General features: G+C 65.3%; 24 protein-coding genes. 8 read left to right on the top strand and 16 right to left on the bottom strand.

The window, feature by feature from the left end; genetic code table 11:
* Positions 1–126 precede the first annotated feature (126 nt).
* From AB0T83_RS14560 to AB0T83_RS14550, 3 genes are read left to right on the top strand one after another with little or no spacing between them, the layout of a single operon-like run.
* Positions 127–975: a peptidylprolyl isomerase gene (locus AB0T83_RS14560; protein ID WP_366193936.1), complete on the top strand. Its 849-nt coding sequence runs from the start codon at positions 127–129 to the stop codon at positions 973–975.
* A 1-nt stretch (position 976) separates the two neighbouring features.
* Positions 977–2311: a bifunctional glutamate N-acetyltransferase/amino-acid acetyltransferase ArgJ gene (gene argJ / locus AB0T83_RS14555; protein WP_366193934.1), complete on the top strand. Its 1335-nt coding sequence runs from the start codon at positions 977–979 to the stop codon at positions 2309–2311.
* Positions 2308–2706: a (deoxy)nucleoside triphosphate pyrophosphohydrolase gene (locus AB0T83_RS14550; protein WP_366193932.1), complete on the top strand. Its 399-nt coding sequence runs from the start codon at positions 2308–2310 to the stop codon at positions 2704–2706. Before argJ ends, AB0T83_RS14550 begins: the two co-directional genes overlap by 4 nt.
* 443 nt (positions 2707–3149) lie before the next feature.
* On the opposite strand, the gene infB is transcribed toward AB0T83_RS14550, so the two are convergent.
* From infB to rimP, 4 genes are read right to left on the bottom strand one after another with little or no spacing between them, the layout of a single operon-like run.
* On the bottom strand, positions 3150–5666 hold the full coding sequence (gene infB, locus AB0T83_RS14545; RefSeq protein WP_366193930.1) for a translation initiation factor IF-2: 2517 nt from the start codon (positions 5664–5666) through the stop codon (positions 3150–3152).
* Positions 5663–6298, bottom strand: a complete 636-nt coding sequence (locus tag AB0T83_RS14540) for an RNA-binding protein (protein ID WP_366193928.1) — start codon at positions 6296–6298, stop codon at positions 5663–5665. The genes infB and AB0T83_RS14540 overlap by 4 nt, the downstream gene beginning before the upstream one ends.
* Before the next feature lie 23 nt (positions 6299–6321).
* On the bottom strand, positions 6322–7947 hold the full coding sequence (gene nusA, locus AB0T83_RS14535; RefSeq protein ID WP_366193926.1) for a transcription termination factor NusA: 1626 nt from the start codon (positions 7945–7947) through the stop codon (positions 6322–6324).
* 3 nt (positions 7948–7950) lie between these two features.
* Positions 7951–8574, bottom strand: coding sequence for a ribosome maturation factor RimP (rimP, locus tag AB0T83_RS14530; protein WP_366193924.1), 624 nt, complete (start codon positions 8572–8574; stop codon positions 7951–7953).
* A gap of 205 nt (positions 8575–8779) precedes the next feature.
* Between rimP and AB0T83_RS14525 the strand changes: the two genes are divergently transcribed.
* Complete coding sequence (locus AB0T83_RS14525) at positions 8780–9154, top strand: VOC family protein (protein WP_366193922.1); 375 nt, start codon at positions 8780–8782, stop codon at positions 9152–9154.
* A gap of 3 nt (positions 9155–9157) precedes the next feature.
* Here AB0T83_RS14525 and AB0T83_RS14520 read toward each other — a convergent pair whose 3' ends face one another.
* Entirely contained in the window at positions 9158–9790 is a 633-nt protein-coding gene (locus tag AB0T83_RS14520; RefSeq protein ID WP_366193920.1) for a CDGSH iron-sulfur domain-containing protein, read from the bottom strand.
* A 13-nt stretch (positions 9791–9803) separates the two neighbouring features.
* Complete coding sequence (gene pip, locus AB0T83_RS14515) at positions 9804–10793, bottom strand: prolyl aminopeptidase (protein ID WP_366193918.1); 990 nt, start codon at positions 10791–10793, stop codon at positions 9804–9806.
* Positions 10794–10858: 65 nt separating this feature from the next.
* On the opposite strand from pip, the gene ubiG reads away from it, so the two are divergent.
* Positions 10859–11605 carry a bifunctional 2-polyprenyl-6-hydroxyphenol methylase/3-demethylubiquinol 3-O-methyltransferase UbiG gene (gene ubiG / locus AB0T83_RS14510; RefSeq protein WP_366193917.1) on the top strand — a complete coding sequence of 249 codons (747 nt, stop codon included), beginning with the start codon at positions 10859–10861 and terminating at the stop codon, positions 11603–11605.
* A 167-nt stretch (positions 11606–11772) separates the two neighbouring features.
* Here the strand turns inward: ubiG and AB0T83_RS14505 are convergent, their stop codons facing one another.
* Genes AB0T83_RS14505 through AB0T83_RS14495 form a run of 3 tightly spaced genes read right to left on the bottom strand, consistent with a single transcriptional unit; the run spans position 11773 to position 13665 of the window.
* On the bottom strand, positions 11773–12606 hold the full coding sequence (locus AB0T83_RS14505) for a carbon-nitrogen hydrolase family protein (RefSeq protein ID WP_366193915.1): 834 nt from the start codon (positions 12604–12606) through the stop codon (positions 11773–11775).
* A gap of 4 nt (positions 12607–12610) precedes the next feature.
* A complete protein-coding gene (grxC, locus tag AB0T83_RS14500) occupies positions 12611–12868 on the bottom strand; it encodes a glutaredoxin 3 (protein ID WP_366193914.1) in 258 nt (85 codons plus the stop codon).
* 32 nt (positions 12869–12900) lie between these two features.
* Positions 12901–13665 (bottom strand): ComF family protein, encoded by a 765-nt coding sequence (locus AB0T83_RS14495; RefSeq protein ID WP_366193912.1) that lies wholly within the window; start codon positions 13663–13665, stop codon positions 12901–12903.
* Here AB0T83_RS14495 and AB0T83_RS14490 point away from each other — a divergent pair.
* Both AB0T83_RS14490 and hemH read left to right on the top strand, forming a co-directional pair.
* Positions 13659–14504, top strand: coding sequence for a methyltransferase domain-containing protein (locus AB0T83_RS14490; protein WP_366193910.1), 846 nt, complete (start codon positions 13659–13661; stop codon positions 14502–14504). The genes AB0T83_RS14495 and AB0T83_RS14490 overlap by 7 nt on opposite strands.
* A gap of 97 nt (positions 14505–14601) precedes the next feature.
* Complete coding sequence (hemH, locus tag AB0T83_RS14485) at positions 14602–15657, top strand: ferrochelatase (protein WP_366193908.1); 1056 nt, start codon at positions 14602–14604, stop codon at positions 15655–15657.
* An 81-nt stretch (positions 15658–15738) separates the two neighbouring features.
* On the opposite strand, the gene AB0T83_RS14480 is transcribed toward hemH, so the two are convergent.
* Both AB0T83_RS14480 and AB0T83_RS14475 read right to left on the bottom strand, forming a co-directional pair.
* Complete coding sequence (locus tag AB0T83_RS14480; RefSeq protein ID WP_366193906.1) at positions 15739–15921, bottom strand: hypothetical protein; 183 nt, start codon at positions 15919–15921, stop codon at positions 15739–15741.
* 145 nt (positions 15922–16066) lie between these two features.
* Entirely contained in the window at positions 16067–16612 is a 546-nt protein-coding gene (locus AB0T83_RS14475; protein WP_366193904.1) for a L,D-transpeptidase, read from the bottom strand.
* 192 nt (positions 16613–16804) lie between these two features.
* On the opposite strand from AB0T83_RS14475, the gene AB0T83_RS14470 reads away from it, so the two are divergent.
* Entirely contained in the window at positions 16805–17320 is a 516-nt protein-coding gene (locus AB0T83_RS14470; protein WP_366193902.1) for a CAP domain-containing protein, read from the top strand.
* A 76-nt stretch (positions 17321–17396) separates the two neighbouring features.
* On the opposite strand, the gene AB0T83_RS14465 is transcribed toward AB0T83_RS14470, so the two are convergent.
* The 5 genes from AB0T83_RS14465 to AB0T83_RS14445 all read right to left on the bottom strand — a co-directional run bounded on the left by AB0T83_RS14465 (position 17397) and on the right by AB0T83_RS14445 (position 23872).
* Positions 17397–17891 carry a L,D-transpeptidase family protein gene (locus tag AB0T83_RS14465; protein ID WP_366193901.1) on the bottom strand — a complete coding sequence of 165 codons (495 nt, stop codon included), beginning with the start codon at positions 17889–17891 and terminating at the stop codon, positions 17397–17399.
* Between the two features lie 72 nt (positions 17892–17963).
* Positions 17964–18746, bottom strand: coding sequence for an ion transporter (locus AB0T83_RS14460; RefSeq protein ID WP_435891180.1), 783 nt, complete (start codon positions 18744–18746; stop codon positions 17964–17966).
* A 90-nt stretch (positions 18747–18836) separates the two neighbouring features.
* A complete protein-coding gene (locus AB0T83_RS14455; RefSeq protein WP_366193897.1) occupies positions 18837–20054 on the bottom strand; it encodes a class I SAM-dependent RNA methyltransferase in 1218 nt (405 codons plus the stop codon).
* Positions 20055–20147: 93 nt separating this feature from the next.
* The gene (locus tag AB0T83_RS14450) at positions 20148–21989 is read right to left on the bottom strand and encodes an ABC transporter ATP-binding protein (protein ID WP_366193961.1); all 1842 of its coding nucleotides are present in this window, start codon (positions 21987–21989) and stop codon (positions 20148–20150) included.
* A gap of 29 nt (positions 21990–22018) precedes the next feature.
* Positions 22019–23872: an ABC transporter ATP-binding protein gene (locus AB0T83_RS14445; protein WP_366193895.1), complete on the bottom strand. Its 1854-nt coding sequence runs from the start codon at positions 23870–23872 to the stop codon at positions 22019–22021.
* Positions 23873–23933: the final 61 nt, after the last annotated feature.

The raw sequence follows: 23933 nt of genomic DNA, 5'->3' as shown, positions 1-23933 counted from the left end.
TTGCTCCCCTTGGCGCCACATCCTACAACGACGGTCGGGCGACCCGCCTTGCTGATCATCTGCGATGTAAGGGGCGGTATACCCAGTGTCAACGCGGCCCAAGCGGCCCGAACCTAAGGATGACCCATGCTGTTGAAAACCGCTCGCTGGCTTGCCCCCCTCGCCGTCGTCGCAAGCCTGCAAGGCGCCCATGCCCAGGACGCCGTGACCGCCGAAACGGTCCTGGCCACCGTGGATGGAAAAGACATCACCGCCGGGCACCTTTTACTGATGCGCGCGCAGCTGCCGCAGCAATACCAGAACCTGCCGCCCGAGGCCCTGTACGACGGGCTTCTGCAACAGGCGATCAGCCAGGTTCTGCTGGGTAACAAAGCCGGCGAACTGGGCCCGGTCGCCAAGCTGGCCCTTGAGAACGAGGAACGCGCCCTGCTGGCCAACAGCGCCATGCGCGAACTGGTCGCCGCCGCCGTGACCCCCGAGGCCATCCAGGCTGCCTATGACGAGACCTATCTCGGGCAGGACGCCGGCAATGAATACAGCGCCGCGCACATCCTTGTGGAATCCGAGGAAGAAGCCCGGGCCCTGATCGCACAGCTCAACGATGGCGCCGATTTCGCCGCGCTGGCCGCCGAGCATTCCACCGGACCCTCGGGCCCCAACGGCGGCGATCTGGGCTGGTTTGCCGAAGGCGCCATGGTCAAGCCGTTCGAAGACGCGGTGCTGGCGCTGGAAGCCGGGCAGGTCTCGGCTCCGGTAGAAACCCAGTTCGGCTGGCATGTGATCCGCCTGAACGGCGTGCGCGCCATCGAAGCGCCGACCCTTGAAGAAGTGCAGGGCGACATCGCCAACGAGATCCAGCGCACCGTCATCGACGCCGAGATCGAGGCCCTGCGCGAAGCCGCAACGGTGGACAGCAAGGCCGTGACCGACATCGACGCGGGCTTCCTGAACAATCCTGCCCTGCTGGACGAGTAACATGTCGCACCCGTCGTCTGAGGAGCAGCGCCTCCGCGCGGAAGTAACGCGCCTGCGGGCGCAGGTGGCCGCACTTGAGGCGGCCGCAAAGCCGGGGTTGCCAGCGGTCTCGCCGCTGGCGCCCAAGGGCGGGTTTCCAGACCTGCCCCCGGTTGCCGGGGTGCGACTGGCCGCAGCGGCCGCGGGCGTGCGCTACAAGGGGCGCGACGACGTGATGCTGGCCTATCTGGCGCCCGGCACCGCCATGGCCGGGGTGACCACGCGGTCGGCCACGCGGTCGGCCTGTGTGCTGGATTGCGAAGACAAGTTGCACCTGACCGGGCACGACGCAGAGGGTGCGGCCATTGTCGTGAACGCGGGCAACGCCAACGCTTTCACCGGCGACAACGGGCGCAAATCCGTGGCCGCCATCACCGAAGCCGTGGGCGCGACGCTGGGCGTGCCTGCGGAACGGGTGTTTTCCTCCTCGACCGGGGTAATCGGCGAACCGCTGCCCCACGATCGCATCACCGCCGCTTTGACGCAGATGAAAGACGGCCTGCAACCGCGCAACTTCCGCGCTGCCGCCGAGGCCATCCGCACCACCGACACCTTTGCCAAGGGCGCCGGGGTGACGCTGGATCTGGGCGGAGAGCAGGTCTCGATTGCCGGGATCGCCAAGGGCTCGGGCATGATCGCGCCCGACATGGCGACCATGCTGGTCTATATCTTCACCGATGCCCGCATTGCCCAGGCCGACCTGCAAATCCTGTTGCGGGATTTGACCGACCGCAGCTTCAACTGCATCACGGTGGACAGCGACACCTCGACCTCGGACACGCTTCTGCTGGCGGCCACGGGCCAACGCGGGCCGGTGCTGACACCCGGCACCGAAGCCCATGACAGCTTCCGCGAGGGGCTGCTGAAGGTCATGACCGACCTGGCGCAACAGGTCGTGCGCGACGGCGAAGGCGCCACCAAGTTCATCGAGATCCGCGTCACCGGGGCGGCCAGCGACAGCGAGGCCGCCATCGTCGGGCGCTCCATCGCCAATTCTCCGCTGGTCAAGACCGCGGTGGCGGGCGAGGACCCCAACTGGGGCCGCGTGGTCATGGCCGTGGGCAAGGCCGGGGTCACCGCTGACCGCGACCGCCTGTCGATCCGGTTCGGCGATGTTCTTGTGGCCGAGAAGGGCTGGGTCGCATCCAGCTATCGCGAGGCAGACGGCGCCGCCTACATGAAGAACCCGGAACTCGTGATCGGCGTCGATCTGGGGCTGGGCGACGGGCAGGCCACGGTCTGGACCTGCGACCTGACCCACGCCTACATCCAGATCAACGCGGACTACCGGTCGTGAAAACGGTTCTGGTTTCGGCGGTGGTTCTGGTGGATCCCGACGGCCGGGTGCTGCTGGCGCAGCGCCCGGAAGGCAAATCCATGGCCGGCCTGTGGGAATTTCCCGGCGGCAAGGTCGAAGCCGGCGAAACCCCCGAAGCAGCCCTGATCCGTGAGTTGCACGAAGAGCTGGGGATCGACACTTGGTCCAGCTGTCTTGCGCCCCTGACATTCGCGTCACACGGGTACGACAGCTTCCATTTGCTGATGCCGGTCTTCATCTGCAGGAAATGGGAAGGGGTGCCGCATTCGAAGGAAGGCCAGGCGCTGAAATGGGTGCGCCCGACGCAGTTGCGCGATTTCCCAATGCCCGCTGCGGATGTGCCCTTGATCCCGATCATTCGTGATTGGCTGTGAGGTCGGCAAGAACTCGCCAGAGCCCCCCTTGCGTTAACAATAGTTAACACCCCGTTTGCATTAACTTTGTTCACCAGTTGCTTGCAATTTGGGCTCACATTTCACATTTGTGATGCTTTTGTTAGTGATTTATGAATTTTTCTTAACTATATCTAGCATATCAGGCACTGCTTTGGGGATAAAACAATGCTGAAAACGATCATGATAGGAACGTGTGTTTCAGTTCAGGGTACGTTTGTTCAGGCACTTTCCAACGGCAAGATCGCAGTTCAGGTCGGGCAGAAAGTATTCGAAGGAACGCCAGTCAGGTCTCTAGCGGCTTAATCGTGTTTCCCAACTCCTGCCGCGGGATCTGACAAGACGTAGGCCGCGAACCGAAGGGTTCGCGGCCTTTCTTTACACCAAGTAAAAGGGCGGCCGAAGACACCCTTTTGCAATCTTGATCAGTCGAGCGTTCTTTCGACTTCTTCGCGTTCGAAGATCTCGATGACATCCTGCGCCCGCACATCTTCGTAATTCTCGAAGGCCATGCCGCATTCCTGACCTGATTGCACTTCGGCAACCTCGTCCTTGAAACGCTTGAGCGTCTTGAGCGTGCCTTCGTGAATGACCACGTTGTCGCGCAGCAGCCGGACACCGGCCGAGCGGCGTGCCACCCCTTCGGTGACCAGACAGCCCGCAACCTTGCCGACACCCGACACCTTGAACACTTCCTTGATTTCGGCGTAGCCGATGAAGCGTTCGCGGATCTCGGCCGACAGCAGGCCCGAGGCCGCCGCCTTCACATCGTCCACCAGGTCGTAGATCACCGAATAGTAGCGGATCTCGACGCCCTTCTGGTTTGCGGTGTTCCGCGCCGAGGCATTGGCCCGCACGTTGAAGCCGATCACCGGCGCACCGGAGGCTTCCGCCAGCCCGATGTCGCTTTCCGTGATGGCACCCACGCCCGAGTGCAGAACCCGCACGCGCACTTCGTCGTTGCCGATCTTTTCCATCGCCTGGACGATGGCCTCGGACGATCCCTGCACGTCAGCTTTCACCACGATCGGCAGCTCGACCACATCTTCGTCGGCCTTGGCCTTGGCGAGCATCTGCTCCAGCGTGGTGGCCGCACCCGCTGCGGCACGGCGATCTTTCGCCTGCTGTTCGCGGAACTCGGCGATTTCACGGGCCTGCGCCTCGGTGTCGACCACGTTCAGCACGTCCCCGGCTTCGGGGGTGCCGTTCAGGCCCAGAACCTCGACCGGAACCGACGGGCCGGCTTCTTCGACGCGGTCGCCCTTGTCGTTGATCAGCGCGCGGACCTTGCCATACTGTTCGCCCACGACGAAGATATCGCCCTGGCGCAGAGTGCCGTTCTGAACCAGAACGGTGGCCACCGGACCGCGACCCACGTCAAGCTGGGCTTCGATCACCGCACCGGAAGCGGCACGTTTCGGGTTGGCGTTCAGTTCCAGAACCTCGGCCTGCAGCGCGATGGCTTCCAGAAGCTGATCCAGACCCTTGCCAGTGATGGCCGAGACTTCCACGTCTTGCACATCGCCGGACAGACCTTCGACGATCACCTCGTGCTGCAGCAAATCGGTGCGCACCTTGTCGGGGTTCGCATCGTGCTTGTCGCACTTGTTGATCGCCACGATCATCGGCACCTTGGCCGCCTTGGCGTGGTTGATGGCTTCGACGGTCTGCGGCATCACCGCATCATCTGCCGCCACCACCAGCACCACGATGTCCGTCACCTGCGCGCCACGGGCCCGCATCGAGGTGAAGGCCGCGTGGCCGGGGGTGTCGAGGAAGGTCAGCAGATCGCCGCCATCGGTGCGCACCTGGTAGGCGCCGATATGCTGGGTGATGCCGCCGGCTTCGCCGGAGACCACCTTGGCGTTGCGGATCGCATCCAGCAGCGAGGTCTTGCCGTGATCGACGTGGCCCATCACGGTGATGACCGGCGGACGCGCTTCCAGATCTTCGGAACTGTCCTCGATCGAGTGGATCACGTCTTCCACGTCGGCATCCGACACGCGCTGCACGCGGTGACCGAATTCCTCGATGATGAGTTCGGCGGTATCGGCGTCAATCGACTGGTTCTGGGTGACCATCATGCCGTTCTGCATCAGCGCCTTGACCACATCGGCCACACGCTCGGCCATGCGGTTGGCCAGTTCCGAAACCACGATGGCTTCGGGCAGCTGCACGTCACGGATCACCTTTTCACGAGGCTCGTTGCCGCCCATGGCCTTCTGACGGGCGCGTTCCTGCTTGCGCTTCATCGACGCCAGCGAGCGGTGACGCCCGCCTTCGCCGTGCGACAACGCCTTGTTCAGGGTCAACTTGCCCGAGCGACGGCCATCGCCACCACGGTTCTTGCCACGGTCGCGGTCCTGGTCACGCTCCTGCTTGCGCGGGGTCGGAACACCGGATTTGGTCGGCGCGGGCCGTGCCGAGGCAGCATCGGGTTCCCCCGCAGGGTCCTGGCGTGCACCGCCGGCCGGTGCGGCCTTGGCCTTGGCCTCGGCCTGCTTGCGGGCAGCATCTTCCGCCGCCTTGCGCTTACGCTCTTCTTCCTCGGCCGCGACCTTCGCCGCGGCACGTTCTTCGCGTTCGCGTTCTTCTTGTTCCTTGGCCTCGATCTCGGCCCGGCGACGGGCCCGATCATCGGCGCGCTGTTTTTCTTCGTCGGCGCGCTTCTTGGCGTCTGCGCCTTCGCGGGCCTTAGCTGCCTGAAGCGCCTTCAGCCGGCGTTCCATCTCTGCATCAGAGATGCCGGCCGGGCGCCGCGAGGGGTCGCCACCAGCTGCGGAACCGGACTTGCCGGAACCGGGCTTCGGCACGACCACGCGTTTGCGCTTGGTCTCCACCACGACATTCTTGGTGCGGCCGTGGCTGAAGCTCTGCTTCACCTGCCCCGACCGGGGGCCGCCGCGCACGCCGAGTGTTTTCTTGCCGTCACTATCGCTCATGTGGTCGTCGTATCCTTCCAGGCGGGGCGGTCCCCGCCGTGTTTCCTGCGCATTCCCTGCAGTCGTGCGGCTTCCTCTACAACACGTGTCGTGAGTCCACCAGCGGCAAGCGCACCGTGTATTACACTTTCACGACCGAAGGCCAGCCCCAATTCGGCTGCAGTCAGCACCTCGATCAATCCGTTCGACCCCTCCGGGGGCCGCAGTTTGGCCTTTCCGCGGGGCGAACCATCGCTTGCCTGAAGCAACGCAATGGCCTGCCCTGAAACCAGAAAAGCCTTCGTCTTCTCGTAACCGGCCACCGCCAGCCCGGCCTTTCGGGCCAGCGACAGGGTGCCGACAACACGCTGTGTCAGCCCTGCCTCGACCTGTTCGACCAGATCCTGCGGCACGCTCACAGACTGCCGCGCGGCGCGGGCGAAGGCCTTTTTCTTGACGGCCTTACCCAGAACCTCGCGATCTGCCGTGACCCAGATGCCGCGTCCGGGCAGTTTGCCCGCCAGATCGGGATAGATCCGGTCTTCCGGACCCAGCACGAAACGGATCAGACCGTCCTTGCCGCCCCGTTCGCCGGTGACGATGCAGCGCCGCTCGGGCTCGTCGCGCGTTTTACCGCCTCCGCCACGGGACATGCCAGATCCTCCGTTGTCGCGGCTCAGGCCTGGTCTTCCTCGGCCTCGGCCGCTTCAAGCTCCTCGTCGGTCTCCTCCTCGGTGAGCAGATCGTCGGGATCCACCCAGCCCAGTTGAATCCGCGCGGTCATCACCAGGTTCTGCGCTTCTTCAAGGCTGACATCAAAGGCTTCCAGCAGGCCGTCGTCCTTGACCCGCTGTCCGTCGACCGTGGTCCAGCCGCCGGCCAATTCCCAGTCCGCACAGGTGGCGAAGTCTTCCAGCGTCTTGATGCCATCGGCGGCCAGAGCGGCCAGCATCTGCGGAGTCAGCCCGTCGAAATCGACCAGCGAATCCTCGACCCCAAGTTCGCGCGCCTTGGCCAGCGCGGCTTGCGCCTGCGCCTCAAGATAGTCACGCGCCCGGGCCTGAAGTTCCTGAGCGGTGGAATCATCCACCCCGTCGATCACCAGAAGTTCGTCGAGCTCGACATAGGCCACTTCTTCCAGCGTGGAAAAGCCTTCCGAGACCAGGAGCTGGGCGAAGAACTCGTCCACGTCCAGCGCCTCCATGTACAGCTTGGTGCGCACCGCGAATTCCTGCTGGCGCCGCTCGCTTTCCTGGCTTTCGGTCATGATGTCGATGTCCAGACCGGTCAGCTGGCTGGCCAGACGCACGTTCTGACCGCGCCGACCGATGGCAAGGCTCAGCTGCTCGTCCGGCACCACGACCTCGATCCGCTCGGCCTCGTCATCCAGAACCACCTTCGACACTTCGGCGGGCTGCAATGCGTTCACCAGGAAGGTCGGCTGATCCTCGTTCCACGGGATGATGTCGATCTTCTCGCCCTGAAGCTCGTTGACCACGGCCTGCACGCGGCTGCCGCGCATGCCGACGCAGGCGCCGACCGGGTCGATCGAGTTGTCATAGGAAATCACGGCGATCTTGGCGCGCGATCCGGGATCCCGGGCCACGGCCTTGATCTCGATGATGCCATCGTAGATTTCCGGCACTTCCATCTTGAACAGCTCGGCCATGAACTCCGGCGCGATGCGGCTGAGGAAGATCTGCGGGCCGCGCGGCTCGCGGCGCACATCCTTGATGAAGACGCGGATGCGGTCGTTCGGGCGATAGCTTTCGCGGCCGATCTTCTCGTTGCGGCGCAGCACGGCTTCGCCGCGGCCGATATCGACGATGATGTTGCCGTATTCCTCGCGCTTGACCAGACCATTGATGATGGTGCCGGCGCGATCCTTGAATTCTTCGTACTGGCGATCCCGCTCGGCTTCGCGCACCTTCTGCAGAATCACCTGCTTGGCGGATTGCGCGGCGATCCGGCCCAGTTCCACCGGCGGCACCTCTTCGACCAGTTCGTCGCCGACCTGAGGATCTTCCTTGTATTGTTTGGCCTGTTCGACGGTCAACTCGGCCTGATAATTCTCAAGCTCTTCGTCTTCCACAACCGTGCGCACACGGGTGAAGGTCGCCACGCCGGTCTTGCGGTCAATGGACACGCGAATGTCCATTTCCGCGCCGTAGCGCGATTTGGCGGCACGGGCGAGGGATTCCTCCATCGCCTCGACCACCAGACCGGGGTCGATCATCTTCTCACGGGCAACCGCCTCGGCGGTTTGCAGAAGCTCAAGCTGGTTGGCGCTGGTAATCGCCATGTCCTAGTCCTCCTTCTGGGGGGCGGTTTGCGGGGCGTCCGTCTCGTCGGTGTCGCCCATGTCTTCTGTCTGGATCTCGTCGAACTGGCTTTCGTCGATGGCGCCCGAGGCCTTGCGGGCGCGCAGCATCTCGGCGATCAACTCGTCGGTCAGCACCAGTTTCGCGTCGCTCAGCCAATCGAACTCAAGCCCGATGGTCACCGGTTCGCCCTGATCGGCGATCTCGACCAGAACCTCGCCATCCTCGACCCCGGCCAGAAGGCCCTTGAAGCGGCGGCGGCCGTCGATCAACTCGGTGGTTTCCAGCTTGGCCTCATAGCCCGCCCAGGCCTCGAAATCCTTCAGGCGGGTCAGCGGGCGGTCGATACCGGGGCTTGAGACCTCCAGCGTATAGGCTTCCTCAAGCGGATCCTCGACATCCAGCACCGCGGAAACGGCCGTGGAAATGCGGGCGCAATCGTCCACCTCGATCCCGCCGTCCGGCTTGTCAGCCATGATCTGCAGGGTGTTGGTCTTGCCCCCCATGAGGCGCACGCGCACGAGTTCATAGCCCATGTCCTCGATCACCGGGGTGATGATCGCGGCCATGCGCTGGTCGATGGCGGCCTTGGCGATGAGATCGGTCATCAAAGTCTGTCTGCCTGAGTTCGATAGAAACAAAAAAACGGGCGCGCGGCCCGTCGATCTTTCCCGGTGGAACATTGGGACAGGTCCCGACGCGCCGCTGTTGAGGGGCATATACGCAGCCAGGGACGACTTCGCAAGGGAAATCCCCCAGTACGATTGCAGCCCGCCGTGCTAGGCTGTTTCCATCAACGGATCGGAGGCGACCATGGCAACCATCACCGGCATCGGCGGCGTGTTTTTCCGCGCCCGCGACCCCCAGGCGCTGGCCGCTTGGTATGACACCCATTTCGGCATCAACCCGGTGCCGCAGGGGCCTGACGACACGGTCTGGATGCAGGCTGCCGGCCCCACGGTTTTCGCGCCCTTTCCCGAAGACACCGAGTATTTCGGGCGCATGGACCAGCAGTTCATGATGAATTTCCGGGTGCCGGATCTGGACGCGGCCATCGCCGATCTGCGCGCCGCGGGGATCGATGTCACGCTCTGGCCGCAAACCCCCGAGATGGAGGCGGTGGGCCGGTTTGCCCATCTGACCGACCCGGAAGACAACCGGATCGAGCTGTGGCAGCCTGCCGGCTGAGCCTCAGTCGCCGCTTTTCCAGCCCCTGTCCCGGTGTGAGCCGTCGCAATAGGGCTTGGCCCCGGACTGGCCGCACCGGCACAGCACATACTTGCGATCCGACATGCCGGCGCCCTGCGGCGGTTGCGGTGCCGTCACCCCCTGCACCCAGTAAGGGCCGTTGCGCTGCACCGTGATTTCGGCCCGATCGGCGAACAGATCCGGCCCCTTGTCCTGCCCCTCGGCCAGTTTCAGCGCCCCGGACGGGCAGGCGGCCACCACCGCCTCGACCTCGGCGCGGGTGCCGTTGTCGGGCTGCACCCAGGGCTTCTGGGAGGGGTTGAAGATGTTCTGGGCGATGCGCCCGCATTCGGCGGCATGGCTGCACAGGCGCGGATTGAAGGTGACGGTCACCTCCTGCCCGGCATAGGAAAACACCCGGTCCGGGCCTTCGGGCTTGCCGCCGCGATCCCGGAACCCGGCGTCCTTGTGCGAGCCGTCGCAGAACGGCTTGTTCTTGCTGTGGCCGCAGCGGCACAGGGCCATCACCGGCTTCACCGCGATCTCGGCCCCGTCCGGCCCGACCATTTTCGAGATGCCCCGCGCCATCAGCGGCCCGTTCTCGCGTTCCTCGATCTTCGGTCCGTCCTCGGCCATGGTGCGTGCCTCCCTAAAGCCCAAGGGCGCGGCGGTGGCGCGGCAGTCGGTTCATGATCTGCACCAAAGCAGCGCTGATCCCCGGCTCCGACAGCGCGTGACCCGCCTGCCCGATCATCTTCAACTCCGCCCGCGGCCAGGCCTGCGACAATTTCCAGGCCGAGGCCGGCGGACAGATCATGTCATAGCGCCCCTGCACGATGGTTCCAGGCGTGTCCGCCAGTAGCGGCATGCGGTCGAGGATATGGTTGGGGCCTTCCAGAAAGCCGCCATGCACGAAATAATGGTTTTCCAGCCGGGCAAAGGCACGGGCATATTCCGCCGGGCTTTCGCCGGTGATGCCGTTGCTCTGGATCGAGGCCAGCGCGTTCTCCCACGATGCCCAGGCCCGGGCAAACCGGGTCTCGACGATGCGGTCGCCGGAAAACAGCCGGCGGTGATAGGCGGCGATCAGGTCGTCGCGCTCGTCCTGTGGCACCAGTTGCACGAACCGCTGCCACAGGTCGGGCCAGAACAGCCCCGCGCCGCCGCCATAGAACCACTCCAGTTCCGGCTTGGTCATCAGGAACACGCCGCGCAGTACCAGATAGGCGGTGTGGCGGGCGTGCGACTGGGCATAGAGCAACGACAGCGTCGCCCCCCAACTGCCGCCGAAGACCACCCAGCGCGGGATCTCCAGCGTCTTGCGGATCACCTCCATGTCGGCCACCAGGTGCCAGGTGGTGTTGGCCTCGACACTGGCATGCGGGGTGGACCGCCCACAGCCGCGCTGGTCGAACAGCACGATGCGATACACTTCGGGGTCGAAATAGCGGCGCATTGCCGGGCTGCAGCCGCCGCCGGGACCGCCATGCACAACGACGACGGGCATCCCCTCGGGGTTGCCGCATTGCTCCACATAGAGGCTGTGGCCATCGCCCACATCCATCATCCGCTGGTCGAACGGGTCCACCGGCGGATAAAGAAATTGTGTCGCCTTCTTCTGACCTGCGAATTGCTCCATGACCGGACTATATAACGCGCCAGAGGCCCCGACCATATGGGCTGCGCAAGAAAAGGACCGTCCCCGTGACCGACCCCATCAGCACCGTCGACCCCGCCGAGATCGCCAAATTCGAAGCCATGGCCGCCGAATGGTGGGATCCGGACGGCAAGTTCAAACCGCTGCACATGCTCAACCCCTGCCGGCTGGACTACATCACCCGCCAGATCGCGGTGGAATTCGACCGCGACCTGTCCGACGCCGCGCCTTTCGCGGGGCTTCGGATCCTCGACATCGGCTGCGGCGGCGGGCTTCTGTCCGAGCCCATGGCGCGGCTCGGCGCCACCGTGGTCGGCGCCGACGCGGCCGAGCGCAACATCCCGGTGGCGCGCCTGCACGCACAGCAATCGGGGCTCGAGATCGACTATCGCCACTGCACCGCCGAATCGCTGGCCGCTGCGGGCGAGCAATTCGACGTGGTCCTGAACATGGAAGTGGTCGAACATGTGGCCAGCCCGCCGGACTACATGGCCGCCTGCGCCGCGCTGCTGAAACCCGGCGGTCTGATGGTCGCCTCGACCCTGAACCGCAATCCCAAAAGCTATGTGATGGGCATCATCGGTGCCGAATACGTCATGCGCTGGCTGCCGAAGGGCACCCACGACTGGAAGAAATTCCTCACCCCGGACGAGTTGTTCGACCTGATCCGCAACGCGGGCCTTGATCCGGTCGACCGCAAGGGCTTTGTCTTCAACCCGTTGGGATGGAGCTGGTCGATCTCGGACAAGGACCTGTCGGTCAACTACGTCACCGCCAGCCGCAAACCGGGCTGAACAAGGGCGGCCCAACTAAGCGCCGCCCATTCGCGCCTGAAACGCTCCCCGTCATTCGGGAAAACGCGCCGCTGGCGCCTTTTCGCCTCCGCCGCACCATTTCCGAGACGGCGCTCGCTTTTTCCTGTCACAAATACTCCCGCCGGAGGCTTGAAATCGCGGTCCCGTCAGGGACCGGAGAACGCCCGGTCATGGCGCAACGCCGGGACCTTTGCCCGCGCCGTGTCCACCTCAGCCAGGTCCAGATCGGCAAAGGTCAGCCCCGGAACGTCGCCGCCATCGCCCAGCACTCGGCCCCAGGGATCGATGGCCAGCGCATGGCCCCATGTTTCGCGCTGCACGCCCGCAACATGAGCGTGCCGCCCCACTTGTGCGGGGGCCAGCACATAGCTGCCGGTCTCGATGGCCCGCGCCCGCAGCAGGCTTTGCCAATGCGCCCGCCCGGTGGGCACAGCAAAGGCCGCGGGCACCGTCAGCACCTGCGCCCCGCCTTGCGCCAGCGCCCGGAACAGCGGCGAGAATCGCAGGTCATAGCAGATCGTCATGCCCACGGCGGCAAAAGGCGTCTGCGCCACCACCGCGCGATCCCCCGGCGCGAACCCATCGGATTCGCGGTAGGTCTCGGTCTCGGACAGCTGCACATCGAACATGTGGATCTTGTCATAGCGCGCGGCAATTGCCCCATCCGGCGCGATCAGGAAGCTGCGGTTGGCAAAGCGTCCGTCGGCGGCCTCGGGCCGTTTCAGCGCCAGCGAACCGATCAGCAGCCACACACCCGCATCCGCTGCCGTCTCGCGCAGCCCGGCCAGCACCGGATCCTCGGCCTCGGGGCGCAGCACCTCGGTCATGTGGCGGCGGCTGGCGGACATGCAGTTGGTGACCTCGGGGGTCAGCACGAAGCCCGCCCCCTCGGCCGCCGCCTGCCGCACGAAGCCGCGCGCCGTGGACAGGTTGTCCAGCGGCTGGTCGGAACTGGTCATCTGGACAAGGGCCGCGCGCATCGCCTCACCCCCTCAGCAGGCGATCGAGCTTGCCGGAGCTGTCCAGTGCATAGAGATCATCGCAGCCGCCCACATGGGTCTTGCCCACGAAAATCTGCGGCACCGTGTGGCGGCCATTGGCGCGCTGCATCATCTTCTGGCGCAGCCCAGGCGTGCGGGCGACGTCGTACTCGGTAAAACTCACGCCCTTGGCGGACAGCAGCCGCTTGGCGGCGTGACAGAAGCCGCAGGTGGGGCTGGTATAGATCTCGATCGTCTGCATGGTCGGGTCTCATCCTTTGTGGTGACCCTGATTTAGGCATCCCGGACCGCGCGCGCCAGTGCGATCACGCGAACATTGGCCGCACCCGCCTCCAGACAGACCCGCGCGCAGGCATCCAGCGTCGCGCCCGAGGTCATCACGTCATCCACCAGCAGCACCTCGGCGCCTGCGATCCGCGCCCGATGCCGGTCGGAAACGGCAAAAGCCCCGGTCATGGCGGCATATCTGTCGCCGACGCTCTTGCGATCCTGCGGCGCGGTGGCGCGCGGGCGGCGCAGCAGGTCGGGCAGCACCGGGCGTTCCAGCCGTGCGGCCAGGGCCGTGGCCAGCACCGCCGCCTGGTTGTAGCGCCGCCGGAACAACCGCCAGCGATGCGCCGGAACCGGCACGACCAGCGTGTCCGGGAGCAGAAGCGCCTGCGCCTTCACCGCCATCCAGCCCGCCAGCGCCGGCGCCAGATCCAGCCGGTCGCCATGTTTCAGCGCCAGCACCAGCCGCCGCGCGCCGTGGTCGTAGATCATCACGCTGCGGCCCTGCACCCAGGGCCGATCCAGCCCCCGGCAATCGTCGCAGGCGATTGAAAATCCCGGATCTTCCCCCGGCAGCGGCACCCCGCACAAGTCACAGCGCAGCCCGTGGCAGAACGGCGTGTCGCGCCAGCAGGGGCCGCACAACCCGCCTTCGGTCTGGACAAGCGCCCCGCAAAGCAGGCATTGCGGCGGGAAGACTGTCGCCAGCCCGGCCCGAACCACGGCGCGCAACCGCGCGCCGCCCTGCAAGGATCCCGAGGATGCCATCCGATCACCGCCCTCCGCTTACCGACCGTCCTGCCCTGCGCCGCCATCGCGCCCGCGCGCGGGCCCACAAGGCCCCGGCGCTGTTCCTGCACCAAGACGCGCTGGACGAGATTCAGGAGAGGCTCGCCGAGGTTAACAGGACGTTTACCCGGCCCGCGATCGTCACCGGCCAGCCCGATTTCTGGCGACGCGCCTTCCCCGACGCGAAGGTGGTCGAGGATACTGACACGCTGGATCTGGACCGCGGCGCCCATGACCTGGTGATCCACGCGCTGGCGCTGCACTGGGCCAATGATCCGGTGGGCCAGTTGATTCAGTCCCGCCGCGCCCTGTGCCCCGACGGGCTGTTCTTGGGCCTGACCTATGGCGGCCAGAGCCTGCAGGAGCTGCGTCAGTGCCTTGGCAGCGCCGAGGCGGAGCTGCGCGGCGGCCTGTCGCCCCGCGTGGCCCCCATGGGAGAGATCCGCGATCTGGGCGCGCTGCTGCAACGGGCAGGATTCGCGCTGCCGGTGGCCGACAGCTGGCGGCGCGACGTGCTCTATCCCTCGCCGCTGGGCCTGATGTGGGATCTTCGGGCCATGGGCGAAACCAACGCCCTGACCGGCCGTACGCGCAGCTTCACCCCCCGCGCGGTGATGCTGCGCGCGATCGAGCTTTACGCCCTGACCTTCGCCCGCCCCGACGGGCGCATCGCCGCCACCGCCGAAATCATTGCCCTGACCGGCTGGGCCCCCGCCGAAGACCAGCCCAAGCCCCTGCGCCCCGGCAGCGCCGCCGCGCGTCTGGCTGATGCGCTGAACACCGATGAAGTCAAATTGCCCGGCGACGGGTCGGATTGACGACCCCGGCGGTGCCTCTACCTGCCCATAGGCATCGCTTGAACACACGGGGACGCCACCTATGCTGGACGCAACAGCCACCGGGAAGCCAGAACACATGAAAGACCAGACCACCGACGGTTCCAATCCGCACCTGCCGGGCGATCATCCGCCGGTCCGCGCCCGCAAGCTGGGCGTCCTGCTGGCCAATCTGGGCACGCCCGATGGCACCGACTATTGGTCGATGCGCCGCTACCTGAACGAATTCCTCTCGGATCGCCGCGTCATTGATTACAGCCCGTGGTTCTGGCAGCCGCTGCTGCAACTGGTGATCCTGTCGAAACGGCCCCGCACCTCGGGCGAGGCCTACGAATCGATCTGGAACCACGAGGCCGGTGAAAGCCCGCTGATGACCATCACCAAGGCCCAGACCGCCAAAATCACCGACGCCCTGAAAGCCCGCTACGGCGACGCCGTGGAGGTCGATTTCTGCATGCGCTACGGCAATCCGTCCACGCCTTCAAAACTTCGTGAGATGGTGGCCAAGGGCTGCGACAAGATCCTGTTCTTCCCGCTGTACCCGCAATACGCGGGTGCCACGACAGCCACGGCCAACGACCAGTTCTTCCGCGCCCTGATGAAAGAGAAATGGCAGCCGGCGACGCGCACGGTGCCGCCCTATTTTGACGATCCGGCCTATATCGACGCGCTGGCCCAGTCGGTGGAACGCGCCTATGGGCAGATCGAGCAGCGCCCGGATGTGCTGGTGTGCTCCTACCACGGGCTGCCGCAGCGCTACCTGATGGAGGGCGATCCCTATCACTGCCAGTGCCAGAAAACGACGCGGCTGCTGAAGGAACGGCTGGGCTGGGACGATGACGCCATCACCACGACTTTCCAGTCGCGCTTCGGCCCCGAGGAATGGCTCAAGCCCTATACGGTGGAAGAGGTCGCGAGACTGGCGAAGACCGGCAAGAAGCGCATCGCGGTGATTGCCCCGGCGTTTTCGGCCGATTGCATCGAAACCCTTGAGGAAATCAACGAAGAGATCCGCGAAAGCTTTGAAGAGGCCGGCGGCGAATCCTTCACCTATGTTCCCTGCCTGAACGATGACGACGCCCATATCGACGCGCTGACCGGCGTGATCGCGCGCAATCTGCAAGGCTGGATCTGACCCGCGCGGCGCGTTTCCGCGCCCTGAAAATGTAAAGGGCGGCCCGTTGGGGCCGCCCTTTTGCATTCGTGTTCCTAAGGATTAGGAAGCAGCTGCGGCACCGATCAGGGCCAGCAGGACCACGGGGATAACCCATGCGCCGCCCGAACCCGACGTATCTTCTTCGATGATGACAGGCTCGACAACCGGCTCTTCCAGGCCGCCAGCGTAAGCTGCGGTGGATGCGGTAACTGCGAGTGCGGCGGCAAGTGCAAGTTTCTTCATGTTGACCTCCAGTAGTTGCCGCCCGCTGAAATGATTGAGGACTACGGACGACGGAAAACTGTACCTCGTGTGAATCCTATAGCCGTGGATTTCCGGCCAACGCAACAGAAGTTACGCACAATCAACGAGGTGATGCAATTCCGCCTCAGATAAGCAGAACCTGTGTTCCGACCTTCGCCAGCTCGAAAAGTTCGGCGATATCTTCGTTGTAAAGCCCGATGCAGCCGTTCGACGACTGCCGCCCGATCTTGCGCGTGTCATGGGTGCCGTGGATGCGATAATATTTCCAAGACAGGTACAGCGCATGGGTGCCAAGGGGGTTGTCGGGGCCCGGCGGCACGTAGTCGGGCCACTCCGGATTGCGCTTTTTCATCGATGGCGTCGGCGCCCAGCCGGGGCCTTCGACCTTCTGGGTCACGCTGGTGCGGCCGCGCCGCGTCAGTTCCTCGGACAGCGGCACCGACGTGGGATAGACCCGCACGATCGTCTCGTCATCGGACCAGTAGTGCAGGGTGCGCGACTTGGTATCGACCAGAATCGCGCCGTTTCTCAGGCTGTCGAAGTACGGCTGCCACGTGTGGGCGCGGAATCCGGACACGTTGCGCTTGACCGGGGCTTCCTCTTCGTCCAGCGGCAGGCCGCCGTCCTGGGCCCGCAGAATCGCCGGGGTGGCGACAAAGCCTGCTGTCATCATCAACAGCTGGCGCCGTTTCACGTCTCTATTGCTCGATTGTGACATTTGCTTCCAACTCTCAAGGGTTCTCTTGCGTCTTCTATAGTGTTGGGGCGAAACATCCTCAAATCAACTCGCCGTAAATCCGTCAGACTGTTTGTGTTGCTTCCGGATGCGCGGTAGGGATTCGGGACCTGACGGAGGATCAAGATGAAGCGCCGTGCCTTTCTGGTAATGCTGGCTTTGGCCGCCTGTGACACAGGCCCCAGCGTGAACAAGTCCGGGGTCTATGTGCTGCGCGCCGGCGACAAGGCCGAAGTTCAGTACCGGATGCTTGATTCGGTCAATGCGCTGCGCGCCGGCAAGGGGGCCCCGCCCCTGCGCCTGAATGCACAGCTGACCTCGGCCGCCGAGACCCATGCCAACGATATGTCGCGGCAGGGCCGGGCCTGGTCCTATGGATCCGATCGTTCGAACCCCTACAACCGGGTGGCGCGGTCGGGCTACAACGGTGCGCTGGTGGCCGAGATCTATTCCCAGTCCTACGAGACCGAGCTGGAAACCCTTGCCGCCTGGGTCGACGATGGCGCCTGGGGCGACGAGATCCTTGACCCCGCCGCCACCGACATGGGCTTTGGCTGGAAACAGGACAATTCCGGACTGATCTGGTGGTGCATCACGCTGGGCAGTGCCGGCGGCGGCGTGGCCCCAAGCGCCGGGTTCTGAACCGAAAATCGCGCCCCAAGGGGCGCGATATCCGGATCTTCTGGGGGTCAGGGCGACCCGCCCCACACGCGCCGCGTCACGGCGCGATGTAGATCGGCGTGCCGTCCTTCACCATCGCGTAGATCTCTTCGATCTCGCTGTCCTTCACTGCAATGCACCCGGCGGTCCAGTCGCCGCCGTTCGGCCCCTTGCTGTTGGCCCCATGGATGAAGATATCCCCGCCGGGATCCAGCCCGACCGATTTGGCCGCCTCGACATCGCGGCGGTTGGGATAGGAAATGCCCAACGACAGGTGATAGCTGCTGTTGGGATTGCGGCGGTTGATCAGGTAGAAGCCTTCCGGCGTCCGCCCGTCCCCGCGCATCTGCTTGTGGCCCTGCGGCGCGAACCCCAGCTTGATGTCGTAATCCGCCAGGATGTCCTTGCCGTTCAGCAGGTACAGCTTGCGATTCTCTTTCGAGATGAACAGCTGCGTCACCTCGGGCCCGTCATAGGATTTGAACTTAGAGGAACTGCACGCCGATGTGCTGAGCACACCGAAAAGCAGCAGTACGGTCAATAATATGCGCATGTGATAAGCCTGCTCGACTGTTGTTTTCTTACGCAGCACCAACATAGGGCGACGCGGGCCGCGAAGGAAGCCTCAACCGTCACGGCGGTGCATCTGGCCCAGATCGGCCTCGATCCGTTTCAGCCGTTCCAGCACCTCGTCGCGATAGGTTTCGGTCTGTTCGATTTCCTCGGCCGAGTGCGCCTCCTGCATCGAGTTCACGATCAGACCGACCAGAAGGTTCACCACGGCGAAGGTGGTGATCATGATGAACGGCACGAAGAACAGCCAGGCGTGGGGATAAACCTCCATCACCGGGCGCACGATGCCCATCGACCAGCTTTCCAGGGTCATGATCTGGAACAGCGAATAGGCCGACAGGCCGAGCGTGCCGAACCAGTCGGGAAAGGCCTGGGCGAACAGCTTGGTGGCCATGACGCTGGAAATATAGAAGATCATCCCCATCAGCAGAAACACCGAGCCCATCCCCGGCAGCGCGTTGACGAAGCCTTCCACCACCCTGCGCAGCGCCGGCGCCACCGAAATGACCCGCAACAATCGCAGGATTCGCAAGGCCCGCAGCACCGACAGCCCCTGCGCGGCGGGAATCAGGGCAACGCCCACGATGAGAAAGTCGAACAGGCTCCAGCCATCGCGGAAGAATCGCAGCCCGCGCGCATAGATCTTGGCGCCGATCTCGATCACGAAAATGGTCAGGCACAACCGGTCCAGTGTCACCACCAGACCGCCCGCATGGGCCATGATCGTGTCCGAGGTTTCCACCCCCAGAACGACGGCGTTGAACAGAATCACGCCGATGATGAAATTGCGCACGGCCGGGCGATCCAGCCATTGGCCCACGGTGTCCCGGGTCAAATCCACGTCAAAGCTCCAGTTCCAGTCCAGTGCAGGGGCAGCACGGCCTATATGGGCGCTGCCGGCTGGCCGCCAAGCCCCGACCTCAAATCAATCGCGTGAGAGTCGCGCCACCAGTTCCACATGCGGCGACCAGCGGAACTGGTCGACCACCTGTACCCAGTCCAGACCGAAGCCCGCCGCGATCAGGACCTCGGCATCGCGGGCAAAGCTGACCGGGTTGCAGGACACCGCCGCCACCACCGGCACGGTCGAGGCCGCCAGTTCCGCCACCTGCGCCTGCGCGCCTGCGCGCGGCGGATCGATGGCCACGGCATCGAATCGCTTCAGATCGGCGGCCATCAACGGACGGCGAAACAGGTCGCGCACCTCGCCCGACACCGCGTGCAGGTCTTGCCCGGCGCGCCAGCCCGCATCCAGCGCGGCGATCATCGCGCCGTCGCCCTCCACCGCATGCACTTGCGCCCGCCGCGCCAGGGGCAGGGCAAAGGTGCCACAGCCCGCAAACAGATCGGCAATCCGGCGCGCCGCGCCCACGGCTTGCGTCACCCCGGCGCGCAGGGCGGCCTCTCCCGCCACCGTGGCCTGCAGAAACGCGCCCGGTGGCAGGGTCACCGCGATCCCGTCAAAATCGACCTGCGGCGTTCTCAGGGTCACCACCGGCTCGCCGTTCCAGCTCAGCCGCGCCAGGCGCCCCGCATGGGCCAGCCCCACCATATCGGCGAACAGCGCCGGGTCCATGGGCTTGCCCCCGGTTGCGGCCACATCCAGCCCGCCTTCGGTTTCGGTGACGGTGAAGGCGATCTCGCCCTTGCGCGATCCGCCCGCCCGCGTCATCTCGATCAGGGTCTCGCTCACGGCCAGGATCGCGGGCGTCACCAGTTGGCATTCGGGCACCTCGATCACCGTATCGGACCGGCGCGCGTGAAATCCGACCAAAGCACCCTTCTTGGTCCGCCGTCCCGACAGCACCGCCCGGCGCCGCGACCGCGCGGGCGAGGTCACGATCGGCCGAAACTCAGCCGCGACCTTGCGCGCCGCCAGCGCCGCCCGCACCACGCCTTCTTTCCATTCGGCGACGAATCCATCCGCGCCATGCTGCAATCCGCAGCCGCCACAGGCCGGAAAATGCCGACACGGTGCCGCCACGCGCTCCGCCGACGGTGTCACGATGGCCGGCGCCTCCATGCGCCCGCCGGTCACCTCGCCCATGACCACCTCGCCCGGCAAGCTCAGGGGGACAAGGGTGCCATCTTCGGCGATCCCGTCGCCCAGATGCCCCAAACGGCTGATTGTCACTTCTGTCATGGCGCGTCTCTACCCCAGTGCGGCGATGCCGGAAACGGCCTTTTTCTTGGTAAAAGTACTCCCGCCGGAGGCAAGAATACTCTGCCGGCCCTTTCACTCCGCGGCGTCGGGAGGGCAGATGAACCCGCCCGACTGCCGCCGCCAATAGCGCGCATACAGGCCGTTCCTCGCCAACAGCACCTCATGCGGCCCGGTTTCCACGATCTGCCCGGCCTCCAGCACCACGATCCGGTCCATCTGCGCCAGCGTCGACAGCCGATGCGCGATGGCCAGAACGGTCTTGCCCTCCATGACCTGATCCAGCGCGTGCTGGATCGCCGCCTCGACCTCGCTGTCCAGCGCCGAGGTCGCCTCGTCCAGCACCAGGATCGGCGCATCCTTCAGGATGGCGCGGGCCAGGGCGATGCGCTGGCGCTGGCCGCCCGACAGTTTCACGCCGCGCTCGCCCAGATGGGCGTCATAGCCCCGCCGGCCATTGTGATCCTCCAGCCCGAGGATGAACTCATGCGCCTCGGCCCGGCGCGCCGCTGCGATCATTTCGCCCTCGCTGGCCGCGGGGCGGCCATAGAGGATGTTCTCGCGGGCCGAGCGGTTGAACAGCGCGGTTTCCTGCGTGACCATGGCGATCTGGCGGCGCAGGCTGGCCTGCGTCACCGCGCGTACGTCCTGCCCGCCGACCAGAACCCGGCCCTCCTCCACGTCGTGCAGGCGCAGCAGCAGGCTGACCAGCGTCGATTTTCCCGCTCCCGAGGCGCCGACGATCCCGACCTTTTCGCCCGGACGCAGGGCCAGATCGATGCCCGACACCCCTCCGCGCGCCCGACCATAGGCAAAGCTGACCCCGTCAAAGCGCAGATCGGCCGCCGAGGCAGGCAGATCGGGGGCTCCCGGCGCGTCGGTCAGCGTGTGCGGGGGCGACAGGGTGCGCATCCCGTCCTCGATCTCGCCCAGATTGGCGTAAATCCCCATCAGCGTGAAACTGACCCAGCCGGTCATCTGCGAAATGCGGATCGCGATGGTGCCCGCCGCCGCGATATCGCCGGGGGTGGCGCTGCCGCGCGACCAGAAGTACAGCACCCCGCCCACCAGCAGCACCGGCACCACCCCGGCAATGGCCATCAGCGACGAGCGGAACAACGTCGAGGCATAGCCGAAGGTCAGCGCCTTGGCCCGGTAGCCCGCAATTGCCGCCATCGCCTTGCCGTCTTCCAGCGGATCATTGGCGAACAGCTTCACTGTGCGCATGTTGGAAATCGTGTCCACCACCAGCCCCGAAGCCGCCGCCCGCGCCCCGGCCCGGCCCGCCGCCCGGCTGCGGATCTTCGGCAGCCACCACGAGATGAATTTCAGGTAGCCCGCGATCCACAGGGTCAGCAGCGCCGCAATCCGCCAGTCGATCGCGATCAGGACCACCGCCGCCGCCAGCAGCGAGGCCAGCGCAAACACCACCGTGTTCAGGCATTCCACGGTCACATCGGCCACGGCGCGGCTGCACTGCATCTCTTTCTGCGAGATCCGGCCAGCGAAATCATTGTCGAAAAAGGTCACCGCCTGCCCCAATGTCCATTTGTGCAGCCGGCTCAGCGCCAGGGTGCTGACATTGGGCGCGATCACCACCGTCTGCATCGCCGAGGAGATGCCTAGGATCAGCGGCCGCACCAGCAGAATCACCAGCGCCACGCCGACCAGCAGCGGCCAATGGGCGGCAAACAGCCCCTCTGCGCCATGATCCAGCGCGGTGTCGATGACCACGCCCAGAAGCACGGCGTTGAGAACCTCCAGCCCGCCCGCCAGCCCGGCGATGGCCGCCGCCAGGGCAAGATGCGGGGTGGTGCCGTGCAGGCACCAGCGCAGAAACGGCCACAGCTGACGCGGCGGCGGCCCCTCGGACGGGGCAAATGGATCGATCAGGGCGCCCAGCCGATGCAGCCCCATGCGCCGGGACAGGATGTCGATGGTCATCGTCATGACACAGCTTTCGCATCCGGGTCGGTTCCCAGAAACCCTCCCGATTGCCGCGCCCAGAACCCCGCGTACAACCCACCGCGCGCCAAAAGCGCCGCATGGCTGCCCTCTTCGGCAATGGTGCCGTCCTCCAGCACCAGAATGCGGTCCATCCGGGCGATGGTGGACAGGCGATGCGCAATGGCGATCACCGTCTTGCCCTCCATCATGCCGTACAGCGTGTCCTGAATGGCGGCCTCGACCTCGCTGTCGAGCGCGCTGGTGGCCTCGTCCAGCACGAGGATCGGTGCATCTTTCAGGATCACCCGGGCCAGCGCGATGCGCTGCCGCTGCCCGCCTGACAGTTTTACCCCGCGCTCGCCCACATGGGCCGCATAGCCGCGTCGGCCTTCCGGGTCCTGCAGACCAAGGATGAAGTCATGCGCCTCGGCCCGGCGTGCGGCGGCGATCATCTCGGCCTCGCTGGCGTCGGGACGGCCATACAGGATGTTGTCGCGCACCGAGCGGTGCAGCAGGCTGCTGTCCTGTTGCACCATGCCGATCTGCGCCCGCAGGCTGTCCTGTGTGACGCGGGCAATGTCCTGCCCGTCGATCTCGATGCGCCCGCCCTCGGGTTCGTAGAACCGCAGCAACAGCTTGACCAGCGTTGATTTCCCGGCGCCCGAGCGCCCCACCAGGCCGACCTTCTCGCCTGGTTTCAAGGTGAAGCTGACCTTGTTCAGCCCGCCGCTACCGCGTCCGTAGTGGTGGCTCAGGCTGTGCACCGCAATCTCGCCCGCGCGCAATTGAAGGGGCTGCGCGTCGGGGGCATCCAGCAGGGTGATCGGCTGGGCAATGGTATCCAACCCCTCGGCGACGATGCCCAGCGACCTGAAGAAGGTGCTGACCGCCCACATGATCCAGCCGGTCATCGCGTTCAGGCGCAGGGTCAGCGCCGTGGCTGCCGCCACCACACCGACGCTGGCGGTGCCCTGCATCCACAGCACGAAGGCCCAGCCGACCACCCCGACGATCAGCAGGCCGTTCAGCACCGTCAGCGCCACATCCATGATCGTGAACACCCGCATTTCGCGAATGAAGGTCCGCCGGGTTTCCTCGATGGCCTCCTTGGCATACTCCAACTCGCGGTCGTGATGGGCGAACAGCTTGACCGAATGGATATTGGCGTAGCTGTCCACCACCCGACCGGTGGTCATCGATCGCGCGTCTGAGGCCGCCTGCGACGCCGGGCCGACATGGATCACGGTCCAGCGCACCAGCGCCACATAGAACCCGAACCAGATCAGCAACGGCACCGCCAGCCGCAGGTCGGCCTCGGCCAGAAGCACCGCCGCCCCGATCAGATAGGCCAACGAGAAGGTCAGCGCGTCGAAGACCTGGAACACCGCCTCGCCCGCAGCCGGGGGGGCCTGCATGATGCGGTTGGCGATGCGGCCCGCGAAATCGTTCTCGAACCAGCCCACCGACTGGCGCAGCACCTGCCGATGCGCGCGCCAGCGAAAAAGCGTGCCATAGTTGGGCAGGATGCCGTTGTTCAGCAGCATCACGTCCAGCCCCTGCACCACCGGCCGCAGGAACACGATGAACAGGGCGATAGCGATCAATTCGAAGCGATGCGCCTGCCAGACCTCGCCCGGTGACCCGCCCGACAGCAGATCGACGATCCGACCCATGTAATAGATCAGCCCGACCTCGACCGCCGCCACAATGATGGACAGCACCGCCGCCACCACGAACACCCGCCGGAACGGTCGCGAGTAGTCGCGCAGAAACGGCCAGAGCCGACGCGGCGGGGCGTCGACCTCTGCATACTCCACATAGGGATCGACCAGATTTTCAAAGTACCGGAACACGGGGGGCAGGCCTGCCAATGGGAAAGACAATGCCTCAGATCTAGCCCGAAACCGGGTCTTG

It is taken from the genome of Meridianimarinicoccus marinus, from assembly GCF_040689105.1.
In the GTDB taxonomy this organism is placed as follows: domain Bacteria; phylum Pseudomonadota; class Alphaproteobacteria; order Rhodobacterales; family Rhodobacteraceae; genus Meridianimarinicoccus; species Meridianimarinicoccus marinus.
This window is presented reverse-complemented; position numbering and strand designations above follow the sequence as displayed.

Coding starts and splice junctions, on each gene's coding strand:
- AB0T83_RS14560 (WP_366193936.1), top strand. CDS start 127: ATGCTGTTGAAAACCGCTCGCTGGCTTGCCCCCCTCGCCGTCGTCGCA.
- argJ (WP_366193934.1), top strand. CDS start 977: ATGTCGCACCCGTCGTCTGAGGAGCAGCGCCTCCGCGCGGAAGTAACG.
- infB (WP_366193930.1), bottom strand. CDS start 5,666: ATGAGCGATAGTGACGGCAAGAAAACACTCGGCGTGCGCGGCGGCCCC.
- AB0T83_RS14540 (WP_366193928.1), bottom strand. CDS start 6,298: ATGTCCCGTGGCGGAGGCGGTAAAACGCGCGACGAGCCCGAGCGGCGC.
- nusA (WP_366193926.1), bottom strand. CDS start 7,947: ATGGCGATTACCAGCGCCAACCAGCTTGAGCTTCTGCAAACCGCCGAG.
- rimP (WP_366193924.1), bottom strand. CDS start 8,574: ATGACCGATCTCATCGCCAAGGCCGCCATCGACCAGCGCATGGCCGCG.
- AB0T83_RS14525 (WP_366193922.1), top strand. CDS start 8,780: ATGGCAACCATCACCGGCATCGGCGGCGTGTTTTTCCGCGCCCGCGAC.
- AB0T83_RS14520 (WP_366193920.1), bottom strand. CDS start 9,790: ATGGCCGAGGACGGACCGAAGATCGAGGAACGCGAGAACGGGCCGCTG.
- pip (WP_366193918.1), bottom strand. CDS start 10,793: ATGGAGCAATTCGCAGGTCAGAAGAAGGCGACACAATTTCTTTATCCG.
- AB0T83_RS14505 (WP_366193915.1), bottom strand. CDS start 12,606: ATGCGCGCGGCCCTTGTCCAGATGACCAGTTCCGACCAGCCGCTGGAC.
- grxC (WP_366193914.1), bottom strand. CDS start 12,868: ATGCAGACGATCGAGATCTATACCAGCCCCACCTGCGGCTTCTGTCAC.
- AB0T83_RS14490 (WP_366193910.1), top strand. CDS start 13,659: ATGCCATCCGATCACCGCCCTCCGCTTACCGACCGTCCTGCCCTGCGC.
- AB0T83_RS14495 (WP_366193912.1), bottom strand. CDS start 13,665: ATGGCATCCTCGGGATCCTTGCAGGGCGGCGCGCGGTTGCGCGCCGTG.
- hemH (WP_366193908.1), top strand. CDS start 14,602: ATGAAAGACCAGACCACCGACGGTTCCAATCCGCACCTGCCGGGCGAT.
- AB0T83_RS14480 (WP_366193906.1), bottom strand. CDS start 15,921: ATGAAGAAACTTGCACTTGCCGCCGCACTCGCAGTTACCGCATCCACC.
- AB0T83_RS14475 (WP_366193904.1), bottom strand. CDS start 16,612: ATGACAGCAGGCTTTGTCGCCACCCCGGCGATTCTGCGGGCCCAGGAC.
- AB0T83_RS14470 (WP_366193902.1), top strand. CDS start 16,805: ATGAAGCGCCGTGCCTTTCTGGTAATGCTGGCTTTGGCCGCCTGTGAC.
- AB0T83_RS14465 (WP_366193901.1), bottom strand. CDS start 17,891: ATGCGCATATTATTGACCGTACTGCTGCTTTTCGGTGTGCTCAGCACA.
- AB0T83_RS14455 (WP_366193897.1), bottom strand. CDS start 20,054: ATGACAGAAGTGACAATCAGCCGTTTGGGGCATCTGGGCGACGGGATC.
- AB0T83_RS14450 (WP_366193961.1), bottom strand. CDS start 21,989: ATGGGGCTGCATCGGCTGGGCGCCCTGATCGATCCATTTGCCCCGTCC.